The organism is Blastocatellia bacterium, from assembly GCA_016713405.1.
In the GTDB taxonomy this organism is placed as follows: Bacteria; Acidobacteriota; Blastocatellia; order Chloracidobacteriales; family JADJPF01; genus JADJPF01.
In genome coordinates this window covers 140,225-160,203 of the sequence record JADJPF010000022.1, presented here as the reverse complement: position 1 = coordinate 160,203, position 19,979 = coordinate 140,225, and the positions used below count along the sequence as shown (strand labels likewise).

The window sequence follows — 19,979 nt, the reverse complement described above, 5'->3', positions numbered from 1 at the left end:
TTATGAAGCGGTTGTTTTTTATGGCAGCAATGCCGATCATAGTAACTTTAGCCTTATTTACTCAATCTGCATTAGCTCAAGACCAATCACGAGTTGAAGATGTAGAAATTCGTGGTAATCGTGCAATCCCAACAGATACTATCCGCCTTTATATTCAAACAAAAAGAGATGATTTATATAGCGATGCTCAAGTACAACGAGATTTTCAAGCTGTACTTGGACAAGGGTTTTTTGATGAATTTGAAAGCCGTGTTTTCAAAGAAGAAGGCCCGCGTGGTGGCATAGTAGTTGTTTTTTATGTTAAAGAACGTCCTGTTATTCGGGATATTACTTATGATGGGCTAAAATCAGTCCAAGAATCAGATGTTATTCAGCGTTTTCGAGAACGCCGGGTTCAAGTCTCTAAAGAATCCCGTTATGACCCAGTAACAGTAGAAAATGCTAAGAAAGTCTTACAGGAACTTTTAGCAGAAAAAGGTAAACCAAACGCTCAAATAGATGATCAAGTTGAGGAAATTTCTGCTACTACTGTGGCTGTTAACTTTGTAGTTAATGAAGGTCAAAGAGTTAGAATTGTTAAAATTAACTTTGAAGGTAATCAAGTTTTTTCTGACCGTAAATTAAGAAAATCTATGAAGCTAGTAAAACAATCTAGCTTTCTTACTACTTTTAACTCTAAAGATATATATGATAAACGCAAATTAGATGAAGATCTGCAAAGAGTCAGAATCTTTCTAGGTGAAAAAGGTTATATTCGCCCTCAAATAGGCGAACCTCAATTAGAAAATGTTGGAAAAGTTGGTAAACCAATACCTATTTTTGGCCGCAAAGGTGAAGGCGTTAAAGTAGAAATTCCTATTAATGAAGGAAAACGCTATAACTTTGGCAAAATTAATGTTGAAGGTAACTCACTCTATAATAATGACTTAATTTTAGCTGTTACTGGAATGAAATCTGGTGAAGTCGCTTCAGCTAAAGTTATTCGTGAAGGTGTGTTTGAACGTTTACGTAAACTTTATGGTAGAGCAGGTTATATTCAAGCTACTACAGATTTACAGCAAAATTTTAATGATGCAGATGATACAGTAGATTTTACTATTGTAATTGATGAGGGTAAACCCTTTACTATCCGCCGTTTAGAATTTGCTGGCAATACAATCACTCGTGATACTGTAATGCGTCGGGAAGTATTAGTTAATGAAGGCGATCTCTATAACCAAGAACTTTTTGACCTTAGTCGTTTACGTCTTAACCAATTAGGCTATTTTGAAGAAGTTAAAGAAGAAGATGTGCAAATACAAACCGATGATAGAAGTGGTTTTGTTGACCTACTTGTAAAAGTAAAAGAAAAAGGTCGTCAACAAATCTCTTTTACAGGTGGCGTTTCTGGTATTGGTGGAAGTTTTATAGGAATTACCTATTCAACCAATAACTTGTTTGGTTATGGTGAATCTCTATCTTTTGATGTTCAAGCTGGTAATAGACAAAGAAATTTTTCTATTAGTTTTACTGAACCTTACTTAAAAGGCCGCCCAATTAGTGCTGGGATTTCAGTTTTTACCAGTAAGCTAAAATTCTTTAGCGGAGGCTTAAATAATGGTTTTGATGGCTCAACTATAGGATCTGTATTTGGTAATAATTTTGATGATGCTCTCTTTACCCGTACCACAACAGGGTTTAGCGTAAATTTTACAGCACCATTAACTTATTTTATTCCTAGAAAATATATCAAATATACTCGGTTTACTCGTGTAGGCTTAAGTTATGGGCTTAGTTCTTCTAAAGTTATTGACCCACCAGCTAACCGAGATGCTGATATGGCTAATGATATTTTTGTATCATTTACTCAACCAAATATTACTACTAGTACAATTACCCCGACTATTAACTATAATACTCTTAACAGCCCTATTGATCCGACTACAGGTATGAGCTTAGCCGCTTCATTTGCCTTTAGTGGTTTAGGCGGAGATGTTAAGGTCTTCTTCCCTTCAGTTGAAGTAAAATACTTTACTCCTATATTAAAACGAGAAAAACCCCATGTATTAGGCATGAGATTTTCTTTCCAAAAAGTGTCTTCCTTTGGAGGTTCTCCTGCAACCAATTCACTAGCTTTTATAGGCGGTGTTCCAATCTTTAATCGCTTCTTCTTAGGCGGTGAAGATTCCTTGCGCGGTTATAATGTTCGTTCAATTTCTCCTTTAGCCCAAGTTGACCGCTTCTTTACTGCAACAGATGTTCAAGCTGTAGAACTTGGTACTAATAAAGTGTTAAAGGTCTTAAAACCTGGAAGACGTTTACGAGGTGTTGAAGCTACTGTACTAAATAAGTTTACTTTTAATAATAGACTAGTAAGCAATCAAAGTTTTCCAGAATTTACCCCTATTGGAGGCGATACACAAATACTCTATAATCTTGAGTATAGATTGCCTATAGCCGGGCCTCTAACAATGGCTTTATTTGCTGATGCTGGAACTGCTTTTAATACTAGTAACGATGAAGACCAAAGCTTAGTGTCAAATCCTTTTAGAACTGTTGTTCCTGATGATCCTTCATCCTTCTTCCCACAAACAGTGTTTATTCTTAATCCTCGTGGATTAGTTGCTACTCAAAAAGAAGTTGATGATGCTCGTACTCCTGAAACACCTTTGACAGCTTTGCCAAAAGGGTTTCGTTTTGTTACTTTCCAAGGACAAGTTACTAATACTTCTGTAGTTAGAGTAAATAATGCAATTAGTGGCATTGGTCAAAACTTCCGTAGCTCTTTAGGTGCTGAACTTCGGGTTCAAGTTCCTGTTGTTGGTGTACCTTTCCGGCTTATTTTTGCTTATAACCCAAATGCTAGAACTAATCGTAATGACCCACGTCAAATCTTTATTGAACAAAAACGAGTCATTCGCTTTAGCATTGGACGTACTTTCTAATAATTTTCTTAGGAGTTGCTAGTAAAAGCACAGTAGCTTTATTGCTTACTGTGCTTTTTAAGTTTATGGTTAAAATAGAACTTGGTGCAGAATATGAAGTAACAATAGAAAAACTAATTTATGGTGCAGAAGGTCTAGCACGTTTAGAAAATGTAGCTTTGTTTATTCCTGAAACTGTTCCAGGAGATAAAGTTAAAGTTATTATTACTGAAGCAGAAAAAAACTTTTTTCGCGCTAAAGTTGTAGAAATTCTTAATTCTTCTTCAATGAGACGTGTTGCACCTTGTTCATATTTTGATCTTTGCGGAGGCTGTCAATTACAACATATAAATTACTCTGCACAACTAGAAGCTAAAGCTAGTTTTATAGAAGATTCACTTAAGCGCATAGGACGTTTTTCTTTGTCTAATAGAGTTGAAGTAAAACATGCAGAAGAATTTAATTATAGAAACCGAGTACAATTAAAAATAGAACGTAGTACAAAACCCTTGCAAATAGGCTTTTATAAAGCTGGTTCTCATCAGGTTTGTGATATAGAAAATTGCTTAATTTTAGCTAATGAACTTAATCAAGCCTTAGAAACTTTACGAAATGCCCAAGATGAAATAGCTTTGTCTGAAATTCCTTACACAAAAATTGACTTGATCAAAGGAGTTGACAACATATCAGCTAGCCAAAAAATAGCTAGCTTAGATACAAAAGAAGTTTTTCAACAAGTCTTAGGTATTAACTATTATTTTGAACCAAATTGCTTTTTCCAAGTTAATCAACATCTTTTAGAGACACTTCTTAATATTGTAATAGGCACAAGAAAAGGAAAACTCGCACTAGATCTTTATGCTGGAGTTGGCTTTTTTGCCCTACAACTAGCTAAAAATTATCAAAAAGTCATTGCAACAGAAGTAAATAAGACGGCTGTCAAATGGGCAACCCATAATATTAAGGAAAATAAAATCAATAATTTAGAGTTTTATGATTTTTCTACTGAAAAATGGCTAGCTAAAATGTCTCGTCAAAATATCAAGCCAGATTTAATAGTTTTAGACCCGCCAAGAGTAGGAATAATTAAGAAAACGCTTCTTAGCATTGTTGCCTTACAACCAAAAGAAATTGTTTATGTTTCTTGTGATCCAACTACTTTAGCGAGGGATTTGCGAGTTTTGGCCGATTGTGGCTATCAATTAAATAATGTTGTAGGCATAGATTTATTTCCTCAAACCTATCATATAGAAACTGTAGCTAGCTTAAAAAAATAGTGGTAAATATTTCTATTTCAATAAAAAGCAGGCAAAATAGTTGCCAATCGCTTTTGACTAGGCTAGCATTCTTCTTTTATTCTCCAATTTCACCTTTATTATTACTTTTTTAGTCAGGATTTTTTTATGTATAGCGATCAATTTGATAGTATTTATCCAGTTGCCCAATTAAAAAGAAGACGAGGCGTAGAAATTACCGCAGTTGACATAGATGGCTTAGGCTATGACTTAGGTTTAGAAGTAGGGGATAGAATACTTGCTATCAATGGTCGTAAGCTACGAGATTATATAGACTTCCAGTTTTTTACAGGCTCAGAAGAACAACTAAAACTAGCTGTAGAAAAAGCTTCTGGCGAGCAATGGAATTTAGATGTTGATTTAGAAGAAGGGGAAATTTGGGGACTAGACTTTGAAACTTTTATGCCCCGTCAATGTGCTAATGAGTGCTTGTTTTGTTTTTGTGAAATGAACCCACCAGACGCACGACCATCTTTATTTTTTCGAGATGAAGATATACGCCTATCATTTTTGCACGGTAATTATACTACTATGACAAATATGAGCCGTGACGAAATAAATCGTATTGTTGAGCAACGCCTTTCACCTCAATATGTTTCTGTTCATGCTACGGATTTAGAAGTCCGTCGTCGTTTGCTTGGACGTGAGCGAATTGATGATGTACTAGATAAAATGCGTTATTTTGTCGAGCATGACATTGAACTACACGCGCAAATTGTGCTTTGTCCAACAATAAATGATGGAAAACAGCTAGAAAAAACCGTCTTTGATTTAGTTAAGCTTTATCCAGGTGTCCAATCTGCTGCCATTGTCCCGCTAGGCTTAAATAAGCATCATAAACGTCGTCATTTGCTTACACCCGTAACGCCTGAATGGTCTGCTGAAGTTATTGATCAAGTTAGCCCTTGGCAAGAGGAGTTTCAACGTAAATATGGAACTCGTTTTGCGTTTCTTGGAGATGAATTTTATTTAAGAGCAGGCCGAGAAATTCCTAATAATGCCCATTATGGTCAATCTCCACAAATAGAAGACGGTGTAGGAATGGTGCGTAGATTTTTAGTAGATTTCAAAAAACTACTAAAACGTAAAAAAACAGCCTCAAAGCCCATTCGCGGCACAGTTGCAACAGGCACACTTTTTTATCCTATCTTAAAAGATTGCATCATTGAATTTAACAATAATTTTGGAACAGAATTAAAGCCTATCGCCGTAGTCAATGACTTTTTTGGAGATGAAGCAACTGTTGCTGGGCTGCTTTCTGGGCGCGATTTTGTGCTAGCACAAAAAGATATTTTTGGTGATTTTTTAGTTTTACCCCCAGAATGTGTAACAGGTGAAAAAGAACGTTTCCTAGATGATATGACTTTACTGGACTTAAGAGAAAAATTAGGTATACCAGTTTATAAAGATGGTTGGAAATCTATTTTTTCTCTTATGAAGTAAAATTCTAATAAAGTTAACCTAGTATTTTTAATGATTACCTTATCAACACCTATTTTAGAGTTAGAAAGCGAACTGCCCAGAGTAGGTAAAAAAACGGCACAAAACTTGGCTGGATCAATAGCCTTGCTAAATGCTTGCTCTAGTTCTGCTCAAGCAAAAGTTGAAGATTTGCTACTTTATCTTCCAATGCGTTATGAAGATCGGTCAAATTTAGCCAAAATCGCTGATTTAGCCGAAGGAATGGAAGCCGCTGTAGCCGTAGAAGTAAAAGTAGCTGGAAACTACCGTGTAGGAAAAGCTAATCAACATAAAATTTTTGAGCTTTCTGGCTCAGACGAAACTGGGCGAATACGCGCTTTTTGGTGGAATCAACCTTTTTTAGAAAAAACTTTTCTTCGTGATAGCCGAGTAATTTTATTTGGTCAATGGAAATATGACACTTACCGTAATAGTTTAACCATAGAGAGTCCTGATTATGAAATTATTGATAAGGAAACTGACCCAAGCCAAGATGCTATCCATATGGGGCGTTCTGTCCCAGTTTATAGAAAACTAGGCGACATTCGCACTAAACAACTACGTAGCATCATGCATAACTTGTTGGAAAAAATAGATTTTAGTACCGTAGTGGAAAATCTGCCTTTACAAATCCTAGTCCGCAATAATTTGCTTACTCGCGGCGAAGCCTTAAAACAAATACACTTCCCACCAGAGAATGTTTCTTTAGATAATTATAATCAAGCAATTTCACCTGCTCATCAACGATTGATTTTTGAAGAATTTTTTGGCTATTACTTGGTTTAGCTGTTAAGCGTTCTGAACGAGAGAAAGAGCCTAAAGGAACAAAAATTGAAATTAATGATTCTGTGCGTCAAGCGGTGTTAAATATTTTGCCTTTTAAGCCTACCAATGCACAAAAACGAGTGTTAAAAGAAATTGTTACAGATTTAGCTTCTGATCGTCCTATGAATAGGCTGCTTCAAGGTGATGTTGGCGCAGGAAAAACCATAGTAGCAGCCCAAGCCATAGTGGTAGCAATAGAGAATGGCTATCAAACCGTGTTAATGGTTCCGACAGAAATTCTAGCCGAGCAACACACTAGAAATATTAAAAAATTATTTGCTAAAACTAACTATAGAGTAGAGTTATTGACAGGAAGCTTAACAGCAAAAGAAAAAAGAACCGTTAAAGCCGCAATTGCCGCTAATGAAATTCAATTAGTAATTGGTACACATGCAGTTATTCAAGATGATGTTAAGTTTGCTAAATTAGGGCTAGTTGTGATTGATGAGCAACATCGTTTTGGAGTAATGCAGCGAGCCGAATTAATCCGCCGAGGCTATCGCCCAGATGTTCTAGTAATGACTGCTACACCGATTCCACGTAGTCTAGCTATGACGGTTTATGGAGATTTAGATGTCTCAATTATTGATGAACTCCCGCCCGGACGTACTCCAATAGATACCCGAATTAGGGGCGAAGCCTCGCGCGACAAAGTTTATCAATTTATTGCTGAAGAAGTTCGCCAAGGTCGTCAATGCTACATTGTTTATCCTTTGGTAGAAGAATCAGAAAAAATGGATTTAGCTGCTGCTACCAAAATGGCAGAAGTCTTGCAAAAAGACATCTTTCCTCAATTTTCTATAGGTCTTCTACATGGACGGATGAAACCTCAAGAAAAAGAAGAAGTAATGAAAAATTTTATTGCTCAGCAAAGTCATATTTTAGTTTCTACAACTGTTATTGAAGTTGGCGTAGATGTTCCAAATGCTAGTGTTATGATGATTGAACATGCAGAGCGTTTTGGTTTTTCACAACTTCATCAACTCCGAGGACGTGTTGGACGTGGCGCAGCAAAATCTTACTGTATTTTAATGACTGCCGGAAGTAAATCTAAGGAATCTAACGAGCGATTAAGAGTTTTAGAACAAACTACAGACGGATTTAAGATTTCAGAAAAAGACTTAGAGTTACGTGGCCCAGGTGAAATTTTAGGGACACGTCAATCAGGTGAACAGATTTTTCGAGTAGCTAACATTGTCCGAGACCGCAAACTACTTGAACTTGCACGTCAGGAAGCAGATTTACTCTTAACACTTTCTCATAATGACAAACTAGCCTATCAATTAATCCAACGAGTCATAGAACAACCTCGCTTTGGTTTAGCCTCAATTGGATAGTTATTTTTTTAAGTCTTTAAGCTATGGACTGCTTTAGTGATATATAAAATTGAACTTGTAGAATAAAAATATTAACTTACATTTGGTTTTACTACTTTACAGATTTAAGATAAAACTAAGCAGTAAAGTAAGGAGGAATAATATGATACTTAGTAAACTGAGTTCAAAAAGACAAATAGTTGTACCTGAAGACATTTGTAATGCTTTAGGTGCTGAATCCGGTGATTATATAGAGTTTGTCAAAAAAAATGATGAAATTATCATTAGAGCTAAAAAATTAGTTGACGCTAGAAGCTTGAAACGATCCATGACAATGCCTCTTACTTGGAACGACTTAAAGTCTACTTTATCTCCTTCTCAAAGCAAAGAAGATCGTTTAGCTATGTTGAAAGCTCTTGAAGGAAATGCTGTTGATGATAGTGAAGATATTAATATTGATTTGATTAAAGAAAATCGGACTTTTTCAGATAAGGTAGTTGAGTTTGATTAACTATGTACTTACTAGATACTAACCATTGCTCTTACATTATTAATGGTTCTTACAAACAACCCATTTACCGTAAAGAACAAGAAAACAAAGCTATCACTGCTTTTGAAAATCTTTCCCAACCTGCTTATACCTGTGATGTAGTGGTAGGAGAGATGTATTTTGGTGCTGAAACAAGCATTAACCCAACTAAAACTTATCAACGAATTGAAACTTTTCTGTTAACTGTTAGTCCAGTTATAACGGATAAAGATTGTTGGTTACTTTTTGCTAAAACTAAAGTTGTGTTGAACAACAAAGCTACTCCTATAAAGGATTTTGATTTACTGATTGCTTGTATTGCTCATCGTTATGGCTATATTCTTGTTAGCAATGATTTAGTCTTCAAACATCTTCCTTCTTTATTTCAAGTGGAAAACTGGGTAATCTAATTTAACTTTTAAGTGTTCAATTCTTAAAACACTTCACAATATAACTTTTTCCTTAAATAAATTTCCGCGCTGTTTATTTGCTCTAAATAGCGCATTTATGGTAATTCTAAACTTTGTTCAAATAATCGTTTTATTTTAAAAAACTTATGAAAATTACTTAAGGCCAATGCAAAGTTGGTCAAGGAGGAAGTCTATTTATGTCAGTCAAAGTTGGTATTAATGGATTTGGTCGTATTGGTCGCAATTTATTACGCTCTGCAATTAATAACCCAGAAATAGAGTTTGTTGCTGTAAATGATCTTACGGACGCTAAAACTCTAGCTCACTTACTAAAATATGATTCTATAATTGGCACTTTTGACGCTAAAGTTGAAGTACATGAAAATGATTTAGTTGTTAATGGTCGCACAATCAAAGTTTATAGCGAGCCAGATATAACAAAAATTAATTGGGGTGCTGTTGGTGCAGAAATTATTGTTGAATCTACAGGAAGATATGTTGATAGAGATAAATGCGCTTTACACTTACGCGATGGAGTAAAAAAAGTAATTATTTCTGCTCCAGGTAAAAACGAAGATATTACATTAGTATTAGGCGTTAATGATGAGGCTTATAATGCAGCAAATCATCATGTGATTTCTAATGCTTCTTGTACCACAAATTGTTTAGCTCCCGTTGCTAAAGTGCTACACGAGAAATTTACTATTGTTCGTGGCTCAATGACAACCATTCATTCTTATACCAATGACCAAAAGATTTTAGACCTACCTCATAAAGATTTAAGACGCGCTCGTGCTGCTGCAATGTCAATAATTCCTACTACAACAGGTGCAGCAAAGGCTATAGGGCTAGTAGTTCCAGAACTAAAAGGAAAACTAGATGGAATTGCTTTGCGTGTTCCTACTCCTAATGTATCAGTTGTAGATTTAGTTGTTTCATTAGAAAAAGCTACTACTAAAGAAGAAGTCAACCAAGCTCTAAAAGATGCTGCACACGGCCCGATGAAAAATATTTTAGAGTTTTGCGAAGAAGAACTTGTTTCTATTGATTTTCGTGGTAATCCTCATTCTTCAATTGTAGATGCTGGTTACACTAAAGTTGTAGATAGTCACCTAGTCCATGTTATGGCTTGGTATGATAATGAATGGGGTTATAGCTGTCGAGTTCGTGACCTAATTAACTTCTTAGTAGCAAAGGGTTTATAAATTAGGGGTAGGCTATGAAGAAATTAACTATTAGAGATTTAGACCTTGGCGGTAAACGTCTATTTATTAGAGTGGATTTTAATGTTCCTCTATCAGGTGGGCAAGTAAGCGATGATACCCGTATTACATCGGCACTTCCTACAATTAATTATGCTTTAGAAAAAGGTGCGAGGCTAATTCTTGCCTCGCATCTTGGACGGCCAAAAGGCACAGTTAATGCTAAATATTCCTTAAAACCTGTAGCAGATCGTCTAGCAGAACTACTTGGAAAAGAAGTTAAATTTGCTAATGACTGTGTTGGTAGTGAAGTTGAAACAGCAGTAAATAACTTAGCTAATGGCGAAGTTTTGCTACTAGAAAACTTACGTTTTCATGCTGAAGAAGAAAAAAATGATGAAAGTTTTTCCCGTCAATTAGCTTCGCTTTGTGACATTTATGTCAATGATGCTTTTGGCACTGCTCATCGTGCGCATGCTTCTACGGTTGGAATGACTCACTTTACTGCTAAAGCTGGAGCAGGGTTTTTAATGGAAAAAGAGTTAGAATATTTAGGCAAAGCTCTTTATTCACCTGAACACCCTTTTGTAGTTATTCTTGGTGGTGCAAAAGTGTCTGATAAAATAGAAGTCATTGAAAACTTATTGAAATCTGCCAATGTTTTATTAATTGGTGGTGCAATGGCTTATACCTTCTTAAAAGCTCAAGGTCTGAGCATAGGTAAATCATTGGTAGAAGACGATAAATTAGACTTGGCTAAAGAATTAATGGCTAAGGCTGAAAGTCGTGGAGTTCGACTAGTTTTACCTTCAGATCATGTTGTTGCTAAAAATATGGAAACAGCAGAATCTTTAAGAACTTGTTCTATTAGTGAAACAGTCGAAGATGAAGCAGGTTTTGATATCGGTGCTGAAACAGTCGCAACTTATTGTAAGGAAATTGCTAGCGCAAAAACCATTGTTTGGAATGGCCCAATGGGAATATTTGAAAAAGAAAGCTATGCTCAAGGTACAATGGCAGTTGCAAAAGCAGTTGCAGACTGTCAAGGTACAACAATTATTGGTGGTGGTGACTCAGTTGCAGCCATTAACCAAGCAGGTGTAGCAGATCAAGTTTCCCACGTTTCAACAGGTGGTGGAGCAAGTTTAGAGTTTCTTTCAGGCATTGAACTCCCAGGAGTAAAAGCCTTAAATGATGCAGTTTAATATATATAGCGTAGGGTTTTAACCTTACGCTATTAAAATTCTATTTATGTGAAAAGAGGAAAAAATGCGCCGACCTGTTATTGTAGGCAATTGGAAAATGTTCAAATTATTATCTGAGGCGGTGCAATTAGTATTAGACTTAAAGCCTCAAGTGGTTAATTCACGCCACTGCGATATTGTTGTTGCTCCTGCATTTACCGCGCTAAAAACCGTCAATGATCGCCTAGAAGGTTCAAATATTAAGACTGCTGGGCAAAGTCTTTGTGAAAGTGCTGGACAAGGTGCTTTTACAGGAGAAATTTCTGGCGAGATGCTAAAAGATTTAGGCTGTAGTTATGTAATTATTGGGCATTCTGAAAGACGGCAATATTACAAAGAAACAGATGAAATGATAAATAAAAAAGTTCGTGCTGCCTTGGATGCAGGACTTAAACCTATTGTTTGTGTTGGTGAACGTTTGGCAGATCGTGAAAGTGGAGAGATGGAAAATGTCGTAGGTTCTCAACTTAAGGGTGGGTTAAGGGGCTTGACAGCTAAAGAACTTTCGCTTATTCTCATCGCTTACGAGCCGGTTTGGGCTATTGGTACTGGCAAAACAGCTACACCTAAAATTGCAGCAACAATGCACAAATTTATCCGCAATGTGATTGCTGATAATTGGGGAGATGAGTTAAGCCAAAAACTACCTATTCTTTACGGCGGTAGTGTTAAACCGGACAATATTGCTAGTTTAATGGCAGAAATTGATATAGATGGTGCTTTAGTTGGTGGTGCGAGTTTAGACGCTACTAGTTTTGCACAAATCGTAAACTACAAGTAAGTAAAAGTTAGGTAATATATTTTCATGCATTGGTATAGTTGGTTATTGTTAGCACTTTTTATACTCGCCTCTTTAACCTTAATAGGTTCTGTACTACTTCAATCAGGCAAAGGGGATATAGCATCAGCACTTGGTGGAGGTGGAGCGCAAAACGCTTTTGGCCCTAGAGGTGCAGCAAGCACAATTGCTAAAGTTACTTTAGTTGCTGCTAGTCTTTATATGATTTTATCTTTTCTTTTTTCTATGCCTGGAATATTAGGCGGAGGGTCAGTTGCTTCCGGCTTAGATGATGACCCAGTTTTACCTGCAACAACACCTACACCATTACCATCTCCACTTGTTAGCCCAGGTGCTAATGCTGCTACTGGTGAAACTACTGTACCAACACCAGCGGCAAGCCCAGCAGCAACTGGTAAAACAGAAGAAAAGCCAGCAGAAAATAAAGCTGAAGATAAAGCCAAATCTGAAGGTGCAACTAAAACAGATGCTTCTAAACCAGAAGCTAATAAAGATGCTAAAAAAGACAACAAATAGTCTTTAGATATTTAAAGTTTTAATAACTTGCCGAAGTGGTGGAATTGGCAGACACGTACGTTTGAGGGGCGTATAGGGCAACCTGTGGGGGTTCAAGTCCCCCCTCCGGCATAAAATAAAAAAGGGAGAAAAATTTTCTCCCTTTTTTATTTTTATGATTTTAGCAGTTACTTTTTTATCCTTCCTTTTTGTTTAACTCTAATTGGTGTTGCAAAAAAGCCAAACTCATCTCTTAAACGATTTTCAATATATCTTTCATAGGAAAAATGTAGCTTTGTACTTGTGTTTGTAAAAAGTACAAACATAGGTGGTGAAGTTCTTGCTTGAGTAATATAGCGTACTTTAACAGGGCTTTTACTAGGTGTGCTAGCACGAGGTTGAGCAATATTTTCTTCAAAAAATCGGTTTAATTCTGCTGTGCTAACACGTGCATTTCGTGCTTGATAAGCTTTTGCAGCAATATCCAATACTTTAGTTACTCTTTGGCCTGTCAAAGCAGAAATAAAAGTAACAGGAGCATAATCCAAGTATTTCATATGTTCTCTTAGATCTTTTTCATACTCTATTGCTGTGTAAGTATCTTTTTCTACTAAATCCCATTTATTAACAGCAATTATCATTGAGCAACCTGCTTCATGAGCATAGCCAGCAATGTTAGCATCAAGTGCTGTTGGGCCTTCTACACCATCAATCATTAGAATTGCTACATCAGCTTTTTCAATACTCTTTTTTGCCATAATTACAGAAAGTTTTTCAAGTACTTCTGTAGTACGTCCTTTGCGGCGAATGCCTGCTGTATCAATAAGGCGAAAGATTTTTCCGTCATGCTCTAAGACTGTATCAATAGCATCTCTTGTGGTGCCAGCAATTGGAGATACAATTACTCGTTCTTGGCCCAGTAACTTGTTGACAAGTGATGATTTACCGGTATTAGGACGACCAATAATAGCTATTTTAATCTCTTCTACTTTTTTTTCTTCTTTTTCTGCAAAAGGGAGCAGTTTAACCACATCGTCTAATAATTCACCTGTACCATTTCCATGTTCAGCGGAAACAGGAAAAACTTCATTAAAACCTAAAGCATAAAACTCAGCAGCATGACTTTCTATTTTTTGAGCATCTGCTTTGTTAGCTACTACAAAAACAGGTTTACCTAAACCCCTAAGTAAATATGCTAACTCTTCATCAAGAGATGTAATTCCTGCTCTAGCATCAACTAGAAGCAAAATTAAACTAGCTTTATCCAATGCTACTTTGGCTTGGCGCAAGATGTTGATAGGGATTTCTGCTTCATCATCAGGAATAATTCCGCCTGTATCAACAATTTCAAATTCACATCCAGACCAAAGCACCCGTCCATAAATTCGATCACGAGTTAGACCAGGAATATCTGCAACTAAGGCCCGGCGAGTTTCTGTTAATCGATTAAAAAGCGTAGATTTGCCAACATTTGGACGGCCAACTATGACTACTGAGGGCAAATCATTACTATTTGTTTCTATTAAATCTTCTAAAATTTCTGTTGTTTCCATAAAATTACCTATTTTAATTGTTCTGCTAATGCTACTGCTATTGCCCCAGCAACGCGAGCATTATTTTCTAGTAATGCTATATTACTAGTAATTGTACGACCATTAGTTAAACTGCCTAGTTTAGCCAGTAAATAAGGAGTTACAGCTTTTCCTGTTATTTGCTCAAGGGCGGCATTATCCATAGCCGTCTTATAGATTTCTTCCATTTCCTGAGCGGGAATTTCATGATGTTCTGCTATAGGGTTTACTACTAATAACCCTCCTCCTAAACCTAATTGCCAATGTTCTTTAGCAATTCGAGCAACATCGGCTGGCTCTTGGGCTACAATATCAAGTTTTATACCACTTTTACGTGAGTAAAATGCAGGTAATTCATCAGTATTATAACCAATTATAGGAACGCCTAGAGTTTCCAACACTTCTACTGTACGAGGTAAATCTAAAATTGACTTAGCTCCAGCAGCAACAACTATAAGGGGATATCGAGAAAGAGCTAAGAGGTCAGAAGAAATATCAAAAGTTTTTTCTGCCCCTTTATGGACTCCACCTATTCCACCCGTTGAAAAAACCATAAGTTTAGCCTGTGCTGCCAGGTGCATAGTTGTAGAAACTGTAGTTGCTCCCCAACGTCCTTGAGCCATAATAGCACTAAGGTTGCTTAAATTGGTCTTTACAACATCATCACGAATACCTAGATCATCTATTTCATCGGAACTACAGCCTACTTTAGCCATTCCAGCTAAAATAGCAATAGTTGCAGGTTTAGCACCTTGCAAACGAATTGCTGCTTCACAACGATAAGCTGCCGTTAAATTATGTGGTGAAGGTAGCCCAGTAGCAATTACGGCTGACTCCAGTGCTACAACAGCTTCACCTTCTGAAAGTGCAATTTGAATATCATCAGAAATGACTAAATTAGTTGCCAAAGCTATCTCCTAAGACAAGCAATACATGCAAAAGCCCTGAAGGGCTTGCCTAATATTAAACGCTATGATGTAACATTTGAGGATCTATTATTTTTTAACCCTCAGTAGGGCTTTTGATAATAGCTCTGTGCTTTCAGGGCAGGGCTAATTAAAAGCTTTGATTACTTAGCATATTTTGAAAACGGTATTATAATTTTTTCGCTCACTTTAAACGAGTTTATTTACCATATTCTAACCGCAAGGGGAAAAGAGATTTATGAGAGATGTGTTTGCGGTCATTTTAGGTGGTGGACAGGGTTCAAGACTATTTCCACTCACTCCAAGAACGTTCTAAACCCGCCGTCCCGCTAGGCGGAAAATATCGCTTAATTGATATTCCTGTTAGTAATTGTATAAATTCCGATATCATTAAAATTTATGTGCTAACACAGTTTAATTCAGCTTCCCTTAATAATCATATTAACCGTACTTATCGTTTTAGTGCTTTTTCTAATGGTTTTGTTGAAGTTTTAGCAGCAGAACAAACACCAGAAAATGTTAGCTGGTTTCAAGGCACTGCTGATGCCGTGAGGCAAAGCTTACGTCATTTTACTGATCCAGCAGCAAAATTAATGCTAATTTTGTCAGGCGATCATCTTTATCGTATGGATTATAGAGAATTTGTTGCTAAACACCGGCAAACAAAAGCAGATGTTAGCATTTCTGTCATTCCTGTTTCAGAAAATGAAGCTAGCGAATTTGGTTTACTAAAAACCGATGAATTTGGTCGAATCATTGAATTTGCTGAAAAACCTACAGGTGAAGCTCTAAAAGCGATGAAAGTTGATACAACGCTTTTTGGGCTTAGTCCAGAAGAGGCCAAGCAACGTCCCTACCTTGCTTCAATGGGAATTTATATTTTTGATCGTCAGCTTATTGAAAACTTCCTATATGAAAATACTAGCTGTGTTGATTTTGGCAAAGAAATTATTCCGGCTGTAATAAAAGATCTTAATGTACAAGCTTTTCTCTTTGGCGGATATTGGGAAGATATTGGGACTATAGGCGCGTTTTATCGAGCTAATTTAGATATGACTGGTGTTTTACCTAAGTTTAATTTCTTTGATACTTCTGCACCAATTTATACTCGTCCTCGTTTTCTACCTGCTACTAAAATGCGTGGTTGTAAAGTACGTGATGCAATAATTGCTGATGGTTGTATTATCAATGAAGCTTATATTGAAAGAAGCGTCATTGGACTACGCTGTAGAATTGGTGGAGGCACAAAAATAGAAAATAGCCTGATAATGGGAGCAGATTCCTATCAATCTTTAGAAGAACTTGAAAAAGATCGCCGTAGTTCTGTTCCCTGGATTGGCATTGGTGAAGGAACTACATTACGTAAAGCTATTATTGATACTAATGCTCGTGTGGGTGCTAATGTGCGTATTATTAATGAAAAAGGCTTAGATGATTATGATGGGCCAAATTATTATATCCGAGAAGGAATAGTAATTATCCCTAAAAATACTACTATTGCAGATGGTACTGTAATTTAGCTTCCATCAATGCCAAAAATGGCAGACAAGTCAAATTTGACACTTGCTAATCTGCCATTTTTGGTATTAATGTCATATTAAAAACTCTTGCTTTAGCTCTAACTTATTGAATTATAAAACCAACTACTTTAACTAGTTCTAGGTATAAAACTTGCTGTTAGCTCAAATAAAATTCAGACAAAAATTAATTCAAAATTCAGAACAACAAACTTTTATTAACCAAATAATCCCGCTATAATACTTGCATAATTTTGCACTCACGGCTTGGTTAATAAATTCAGTTTAGTACATTTCCATTAAGTTTAATAAAAATGTTTAGAGATTACCTTTATGTCTCAAAAACTAAGGTATTTGCGAACGCATAAACAACAAGGTTTTTCCTTAACGGAATATATGATAGCTGTGATCCTTATAGGTATTATGTTTGCTGGTGTTGGAAAAATCATGTTATCCACAATAAATAATGGCCGTTTCTCTCAAAAACTAACCGATGTTAATCTACTTTCCTTAAAAAAAGCTACTGAACTTTATAACGACAGCGTTAACCAAGCTAATCTTATCCCTAAAAATCAAACTCAAATTGGTTCTATCGATCCTAATAACCCTGTAAATGGCTACTTTGATCTACTTAATGAGTCAGGTTGTCTTCTAGGTGCTTTTGTTCAAAACCCTAATGACAGCCCAAAAGATGATGACGGTAAAGGTGGAAAAGGTGGCAAAACAAACCCTATTGGTAACCTTAACAAAAACAATAGGCAAAATTACGGGGGGGGGAACTACGCTAGATTGTTCAACCTCTGCTGTACTTAATCCAAGCCAATCTCTTATTCCTAAGTTTCGTCGCCAATGGTTAATTAGAAAAGATTTCCCAAATCCTAATGATGTAACTGCTTGTGTAATTGTAGTTTACCAAGACACACAAACCATTGCACGTACACACATAATTACTAAATCTGATGGCTCAACCGAGCAATAAAAGGAATAAGAAGCATGAAAAACATTACATTTATTGAAACATATCTTAAACGCCATCAAGGATTTAGCTTAGTTGAAGCAATTGTAGTTTTTGTTATAGGTGCAATTCTACTAACTACTTTAGGTAGCCTTTATGTCAAATGGCTTAAGCTAGATCTCAGGCAATCCAGGTTAATTGATGTAGAAAAATCTCTTGCAAGCACTCAAACTACTTTAGAACAATCCCTAGTTACCCTTCCAGCAAGGGGACTTGCTACTTCAAATGGTCAATCTTTTAATACCCCAATTTTACCCGCATTTGGCTCGATACCTAATGATAAGGGACAGCTAACACCTATCACTTTAGGAGTTGTAACGCCTTATAAAGTCAATGGTTTTGATGCTGTTACTATTGTTTATGCTGATGCTAAACGTCCTCGTTTTTCTCTCTCTCAAGCTGCTAGCCAACTTGGTAATATTGGTACTGCTAGAATTGCTTTACCTTCTAATGTTTCAACAACTTTTTTACCCGGTGCTGGTTCTGATAAAGAAGATAATTCAACAATTGCAGAGCAAAACCAACGTCCACCAGTTAAAGATCTTCCAACTCCAAGCCCAAGTTCATCCCCAACCTCTAGCCCAAACCCTAGAAACACCCCAACACCTGATCCAAGCTCAAATGAACCAGATACACCGCCCAATGTCCCATTAGAGCAAACCTTAAACGGATTAGCTTGGATTCCCAACCCAGATATGTTTCAACCAGGCGAAATAATGCTATTGGTCAGCACACCACCTTATCAGCCAGATGATGCAGTAGAACCTACTAGACCTATTTCTAGATTTGTAAAAATAGTAAGTGCAACTCAAACTACACAAAGCGCAGGGACGGCAGCACGTAAATTTATTAATGTAACCTACAATGTTTGTGCAAATGGAGAATGTGCCGATGTTTTCCCTTCAGTAATTAATCCAGTAATTTCACCTAGAACAGAATTTGACATTGGCGCAACATTAGTTCCAATCAAAGTAACAAGTTTTTACTTAAAACAAGATCAAATGAGCAGCAGAGTTGTAAGAAATGATGGTGGGGTAATTTTACCTGATGGAAATGGCAATTTTGTTGTACAAGGCGGCTCAGAAATCAACTTAGGCGAAATAGATTCTATTAGTGTATCTTACCAATTAAAAAATCTAACTACTGTTCCAACACCAAACACACCACTAGTTAGTTGGCTTAATGATATTAAATCAGTCAATATTACTTTAACTAGGGTATTGCCAGCCGGTCAAGGTGCTGCATCAGAACAGATTACACGAAAAGCAACAATCAACTTCCCAATAGTTATACAAAACTTAGAATAAAGGGGCTGTTATGAAAAAGAACTCATCAAAATTCAAAAAACTACTAAGAAAGCTTAACAGCCGTCAAGGTTGGGCAATACTTGTTACTACAGTATTTATAATGATAATTGTAACAATGGCTTCAATAGGGCCTGCACTTAGAACCACTGTTCATCTTAAAAATCTTGACTTAAATGTAGCGGTTTCTAGGTCAGAAGATATGATTTTAGCAACATCAAGTCCAATTCGTAACAAAATCGTTAAAGAAGTTTATAATCGTGTCCAACAACAATTAGTAGATCATTTAAGGAAAGCGCAAAGCGGTCAACCCTATGTTTGCCAAGGTGTCCTTACTCCTCCTTCTTCAATGGGTACATCTTCCAGTAATCTTGCTAGTCAATTTGGCTTATGTGAACCAGAAAAAATCTTTGAAGGTTTAGATGGAGCAACAAATAAAACAATAGATTTCTTAAATGCTTTTTATCCAGAACATAAGACACAACTTGCAGATCCATCACTAGAACAAGCAAGAAAATCAATTGTTTACCAGTTACAAAATGACTATGAGTATACACTTAGAACAATTTACATAGGACAAAAAGTAATGCCTCGAGGACGATTTGGCAACGAGCGAGAAGAAAGATATCAATGGTCAGTCCGCGCCGATGTAGCGATGCACACTAACAAAGGCGAAATCACTCGCGGCCTAGTTATTTATTATGACGTTACTTTAACCAACAATTTTTACATCAATGGTTTTAATGGTGCTGGCAACGCTTGTAACTTCAATCAAACCAATACTTTCCCTTGTCCAAATATGCCACCAAATGATCCCAAAAGATTTTCCTGTGCCATTCTCGTTGCTCAAGATAACTCTACTGGTGTTGCTGGTGTTATTCCAGGCTATGACGCTAGTAATTTTCCCGCAGGGTTGCCTAATGGTCTTGCAATTATAGATTTATGTGAGACAGGAGGGAGTTTCAATGTAATAGAATGTCCAGCAGAAAATAACCAAACACTTAGGTTAGTCGTATTAAAATCAACAAGACCACAAATAGGGTGTGCTTCTGCCAATACAGGAAGACAAGGAATATCAGGACTTGATCCTTCAGGTTATGTATTTTTCCTAACAGCTAGAATTACCCATATAGGTTCAACTTATAACTAATAGCAGTAAATTTGGGA

Annotated in this window: 17 protein-coding genes, 1 tRNA gene and 1 pseudogene; 17 read left to right on the top strand and 2 right to left on the bottom strand. The window is 36.5% G+C overall.

Going from position 1 to position 19,979, the window contains the following annotated elements:
- Positions 1 to 2 precede the first annotated feature (2 nt).
- From bamA to IPK14_22135, 12 genes are all read left to right on the top strand, one after another.
- Entirely contained in the window at positions 3 to 2,924 is a 2,922-nt protein-coding gene (bamA, locus tag IPK14_22190) for an outer membrane protein assembly factor BamA (protein MBK7995982.1), read from the top strand.
- A 65-nt stretch (positions 2,925 to 2,989) separates the two neighbouring features.
- Positions 2,990 to 4,180, top strand: a complete 1,191-nt coding sequence (locus IPK14_22185) for a class I SAM-dependent RNA methyltransferase (protein MBK7995981.1) — start codon at positions 2,990 to 2,992, stop codon at positions 4,178 to 4,180.
- A gap of 126 nt (positions 4,181 to 4,306) precedes the next feature.
- The gene (locus IPK14_22180; protein MBK7995980.1) at positions 4,307 to 5,641 is read left to right on the top strand and encodes a DUF512 domain-containing protein; all 1,335 of its coding nucleotides are present in this window, start codon (positions 4,307 to 4,309) and stop codon (positions 5,639 to 5,641) included.
- A gap of 30 nt (positions 5,642 to 5,671) precedes the next feature.
- A complete protein-coding gene (locus tag IPK14_22175) occupies positions 5,672 to 6,445 on the top strand; it encodes a hypothetical protein (GenBank protein ID MBK7995979.1) in 774 nt (257 codons plus the stop codon).
- The gene (recG, locus tag IPK14_22170) at positions 6,421 to 7,821 is read left to right on the top strand and encodes an ATP-dependent DNA helicase RecG (GenBank protein ID MBK7995978.1); all 1,401 of its coding nucleotides are present in this window, start codon (positions 6,421 to 6,423) and stop codon (positions 7,819 to 7,821) included. The genes IPK14_22175 and recG overlap by 25 nt, the downstream gene beginning before the upstream one ends.
- A 142-nt stretch (positions 7,822 to 7,963) precedes the next feature.
- A complete protein-coding gene (locus IPK14_22165) occupies positions 7,964 to 8,311 on the top strand; it encodes an AbrB/MazE/SpoVT family DNA-binding domain-containing protein (protein ID MBK7995977.1) in 348 nt (115 codons plus the stop codon).
- A 2-nt stretch (positions 8,312 to 8,313) separates the two neighbouring features.
- Positions 8,314 to 8,739 (top strand): type II toxin-antitoxin system VapC family toxin, encoded by a 426-nt coding sequence (locus IPK14_22160; GenBank protein ID MBK7995976.1) that lies wholly within the window; start codon positions 8,314 to 8,316, stop codon positions 8,737 to 8,739.
- Positions 8,740 to 8,936: 197 nt separating this feature from the next.
- Positions 8,937 to 9,944 (top strand): type I glyceraldehyde-3-phosphate dehydrogenase, encoded by a 1,008-nt coding sequence (gap, locus tag IPK14_22155; protein ID MBK7995975.1) that lies wholly within the window; start codon positions 8,937 to 8,939, stop codon positions 9,942 to 9,944.
- A 14-nt stretch (positions 9,945 to 9,958) separates the two neighbouring features.
- Positions 9,959 to 11,146: a phosphoglycerate kinase gene (locus IPK14_22150; protein ID MBK7995974.1), complete on the top strand. Its 1,188-nt coding sequence runs from the start codon at positions 9,959 to 9,961 to the stop codon at positions 11,144 to 11,146.
- A gap of 64 nt (positions 11,147 to 11,210) precedes the next feature.
- Positions 11,211 to 11,966 (top strand): triose-phosphate isomerase, encoded by a 756-nt coding sequence (locus IPK14_22145; protein ID MBK7995973.1) that lies wholly within the window; start codon positions 11,211 to 11,213, stop codon positions 11,964 to 11,966.
- A gap of 24 nt (positions 11,967 to 11,990) precedes the next feature.
- A complete protein-coding gene (gene secG, locus IPK14_22140; GenBank protein MBK7995972.1) occupies positions 11,991 to 12,500 on the top strand; it encodes a preprotein translocase subunit SecG in 510 nt (169 codons plus the stop codon).
- A gap of 29 nt (positions 12,501 to 12,529) precedes the next feature.
- A tRNA-Leu gene (locus IPK14_22135) sits at positions 12,530 to 12,611 on the top strand.
- Between the two features lie 56 nt (positions 12,612 to 12,667).
- On the opposite strand, the gene der is transcribed toward IPK14_22135, so the two are convergent.
- The gene (gene der / locus IPK14_22130) at positions 12,668 to 14,032 is read right to left on the bottom strand and encodes a ribosome biogenesis GTPase Der (GenBank protein ID MBK7995971.1); all 1,365 of its coding nucleotides are present in this window, start codon (positions 14,030 to 14,032) and stop codon (positions 12,668 to 12,670) included.
- Positions 14,033 to 14,040: 8 nt separating this feature from the next.
- Entirely contained in the window at positions 14,041 to 14,964 is a 924-nt protein-coding gene (locus IPK14_22125) for a pseudouridine-5'-phosphate glycosidase (protein MBK7995970.1), read from the bottom strand.
- Positions 14,965 to 15,214: 250 nt separating this feature from the next.
- Here IPK14_22125 and IPK14_22120 point away from each other — a divergent pair.
- The 5 genes and pseudogenes from IPK14_22120 to IPK14_22100 all read left to right on the top strand — a co-directional run bounded on the left by IPK14_22120 (position 15,215) and on the right by IPK14_22100 (position 19,962).
- Positions 15,215 to 16,496 (top strand): annotated as a pseudogene (locus tag IPK14_22120) (glucose-1-phosphate adenylyltransferase).
- 330 nt (positions 16,497 to 16,826) lie between these two features.
- Positions 16,827 to 17,306, top strand: coding sequence for a type II secretion system protein (locus IPK14_22115; GenBank protein MBK7995969.1), 480 nt, complete (start codon positions 16,827 to 16,829; stop codon positions 17,304 to 17,306).
- On the top strand, positions 17,227 to 17,472 hold the full coding sequence (locus IPK14_22110; GenBank protein ID MBK7995968.1) for a hypothetical protein: 246 nt from the start codon (positions 17,227 to 17,229) through the stop codon (positions 17,470 to 17,472). Before IPK14_22115 ends, IPK14_22110 begins: the two co-directional genes overlap by 80 nt.
- A gap of 14 nt (positions 17,473 to 17,486) precedes the next feature.
- Entirely contained in the window at positions 17,487 to 18,815 is a 1,329-nt protein-coding gene (locus IPK14_22105) for a prepilin-type N-terminal cleavage/methylation domain-containing protein (protein ID MBK7995967.1), read from the top strand.
- A 10-nt stretch (positions 18,816 to 18,825) separates the two neighbouring features.
- Positions 18,826 to 19,962, top strand: coding sequence for a hypothetical protein (locus IPK14_22100; protein MBK7995966.1), 1,137 nt, complete (start codon positions 18,826 to 18,828; stop codon positions 19,960 to 19,962).
- Positions 19,963 to 19,979 lie beyond the last annotated feature (17 nt).

What these genes read in the sequence shown, in the direction of transcription:
- IPK14_22175 (MBK7995979.1), top strand. Translation starts at nt 5,672, where the DNA reads ATGATTACCTTATCAACACCTATTTTAGAGTTAGAAAGCGAACTGCCC.
- IPK14_22180 (MBK7995980.1), top strand. Translation starts at nt 4,307, where the DNA reads ATGTATAGCGATCAATTTGATAGTATTTATCCAGTTGCCCAATTAAAA.
- IPK14_22105 (MBK7995967.1), top strand. Translation starts at nt 17,487, where the DNA reads ATGAAAAACATTACATTTATTGAAACATATCTTAAACGCCATCAAGGA.
- secG (MBK7995972.1), top strand. Translation starts at nt 11,991, where the DNA reads ATGCATTGGTATAGTTGGTTATTGTTAGCACTTTTTATACTCGCCTCT.
- IPK14_22100 (MBK7995966.1), top strand. Translation starts at nt 18,826, where the DNA reads ATGAAAAAGAACTCATCAAAATTCAAAAAACTACTAAGAAAGCTTAAC.
- bamA (MBK7995982.1), top strand. Translation starts at nt 3, where the DNA reads ATGAAGCGGTTGTTTTTTATGGCAGCAATGCCGATCATAGTAACTTTA.
- der (MBK7995971.1), bottom strand. Translation starts at nt 14,032, where the DNA reads ATGGAAACAACAGAAATTTTAGAAGATTTAATAGAAACAAATAGTAAT.
- IPK14_22185 (MBK7995981.1), top strand. Translation starts at nt 2,990, where the DNA reads ATGGTTAAAATAGAACTTGGTGCAGAATATGAAGTAACAATAGAAAAA.
- IPK14_22160 (MBK7995976.1), top strand. Translation starts at nt 8,314, where the DNA reads ATGTACTTACTAGATACTAACCATTGCTCTTACATTATTAATGGTTCT.
- gap (MBK7995975.1), top strand. Translation starts at nt 8,937, where the DNA reads ATGTCAGTCAAAGTTGGTATTAATGGATTTGGTCGTATTGGTCGCAAT.
- IPK14_22115 (MBK7995969.1), top strand. Translation starts at nt 16,827, where the DNA reads ATGTCTCAAAAACTAAGGTATTTGCGAACGCATAAACAACAAGGTTTT.
- IPK14_22150 (MBK7995974.1), top strand. Translation starts at nt 9,959, where the DNA reads ATGAAGAAATTAACTATTAGAGATTTAGACCTTGGCGGTAAACGTCTA.
- IPK14_22165 (MBK7995977.1), top strand. Translation starts at nt 7,964, where the DNA reads ATGATACTTAGTAAACTGAGTTCAAAAAGACAAATAGTTGTACCTGAA.
- IPK14_22145 (MBK7995973.1), top strand. Translation starts at nt 11,211, where the DNA reads ATGCGCCGACCTGTTATTGTAGGCAATTGGAAAATGTTCAAATTATTA.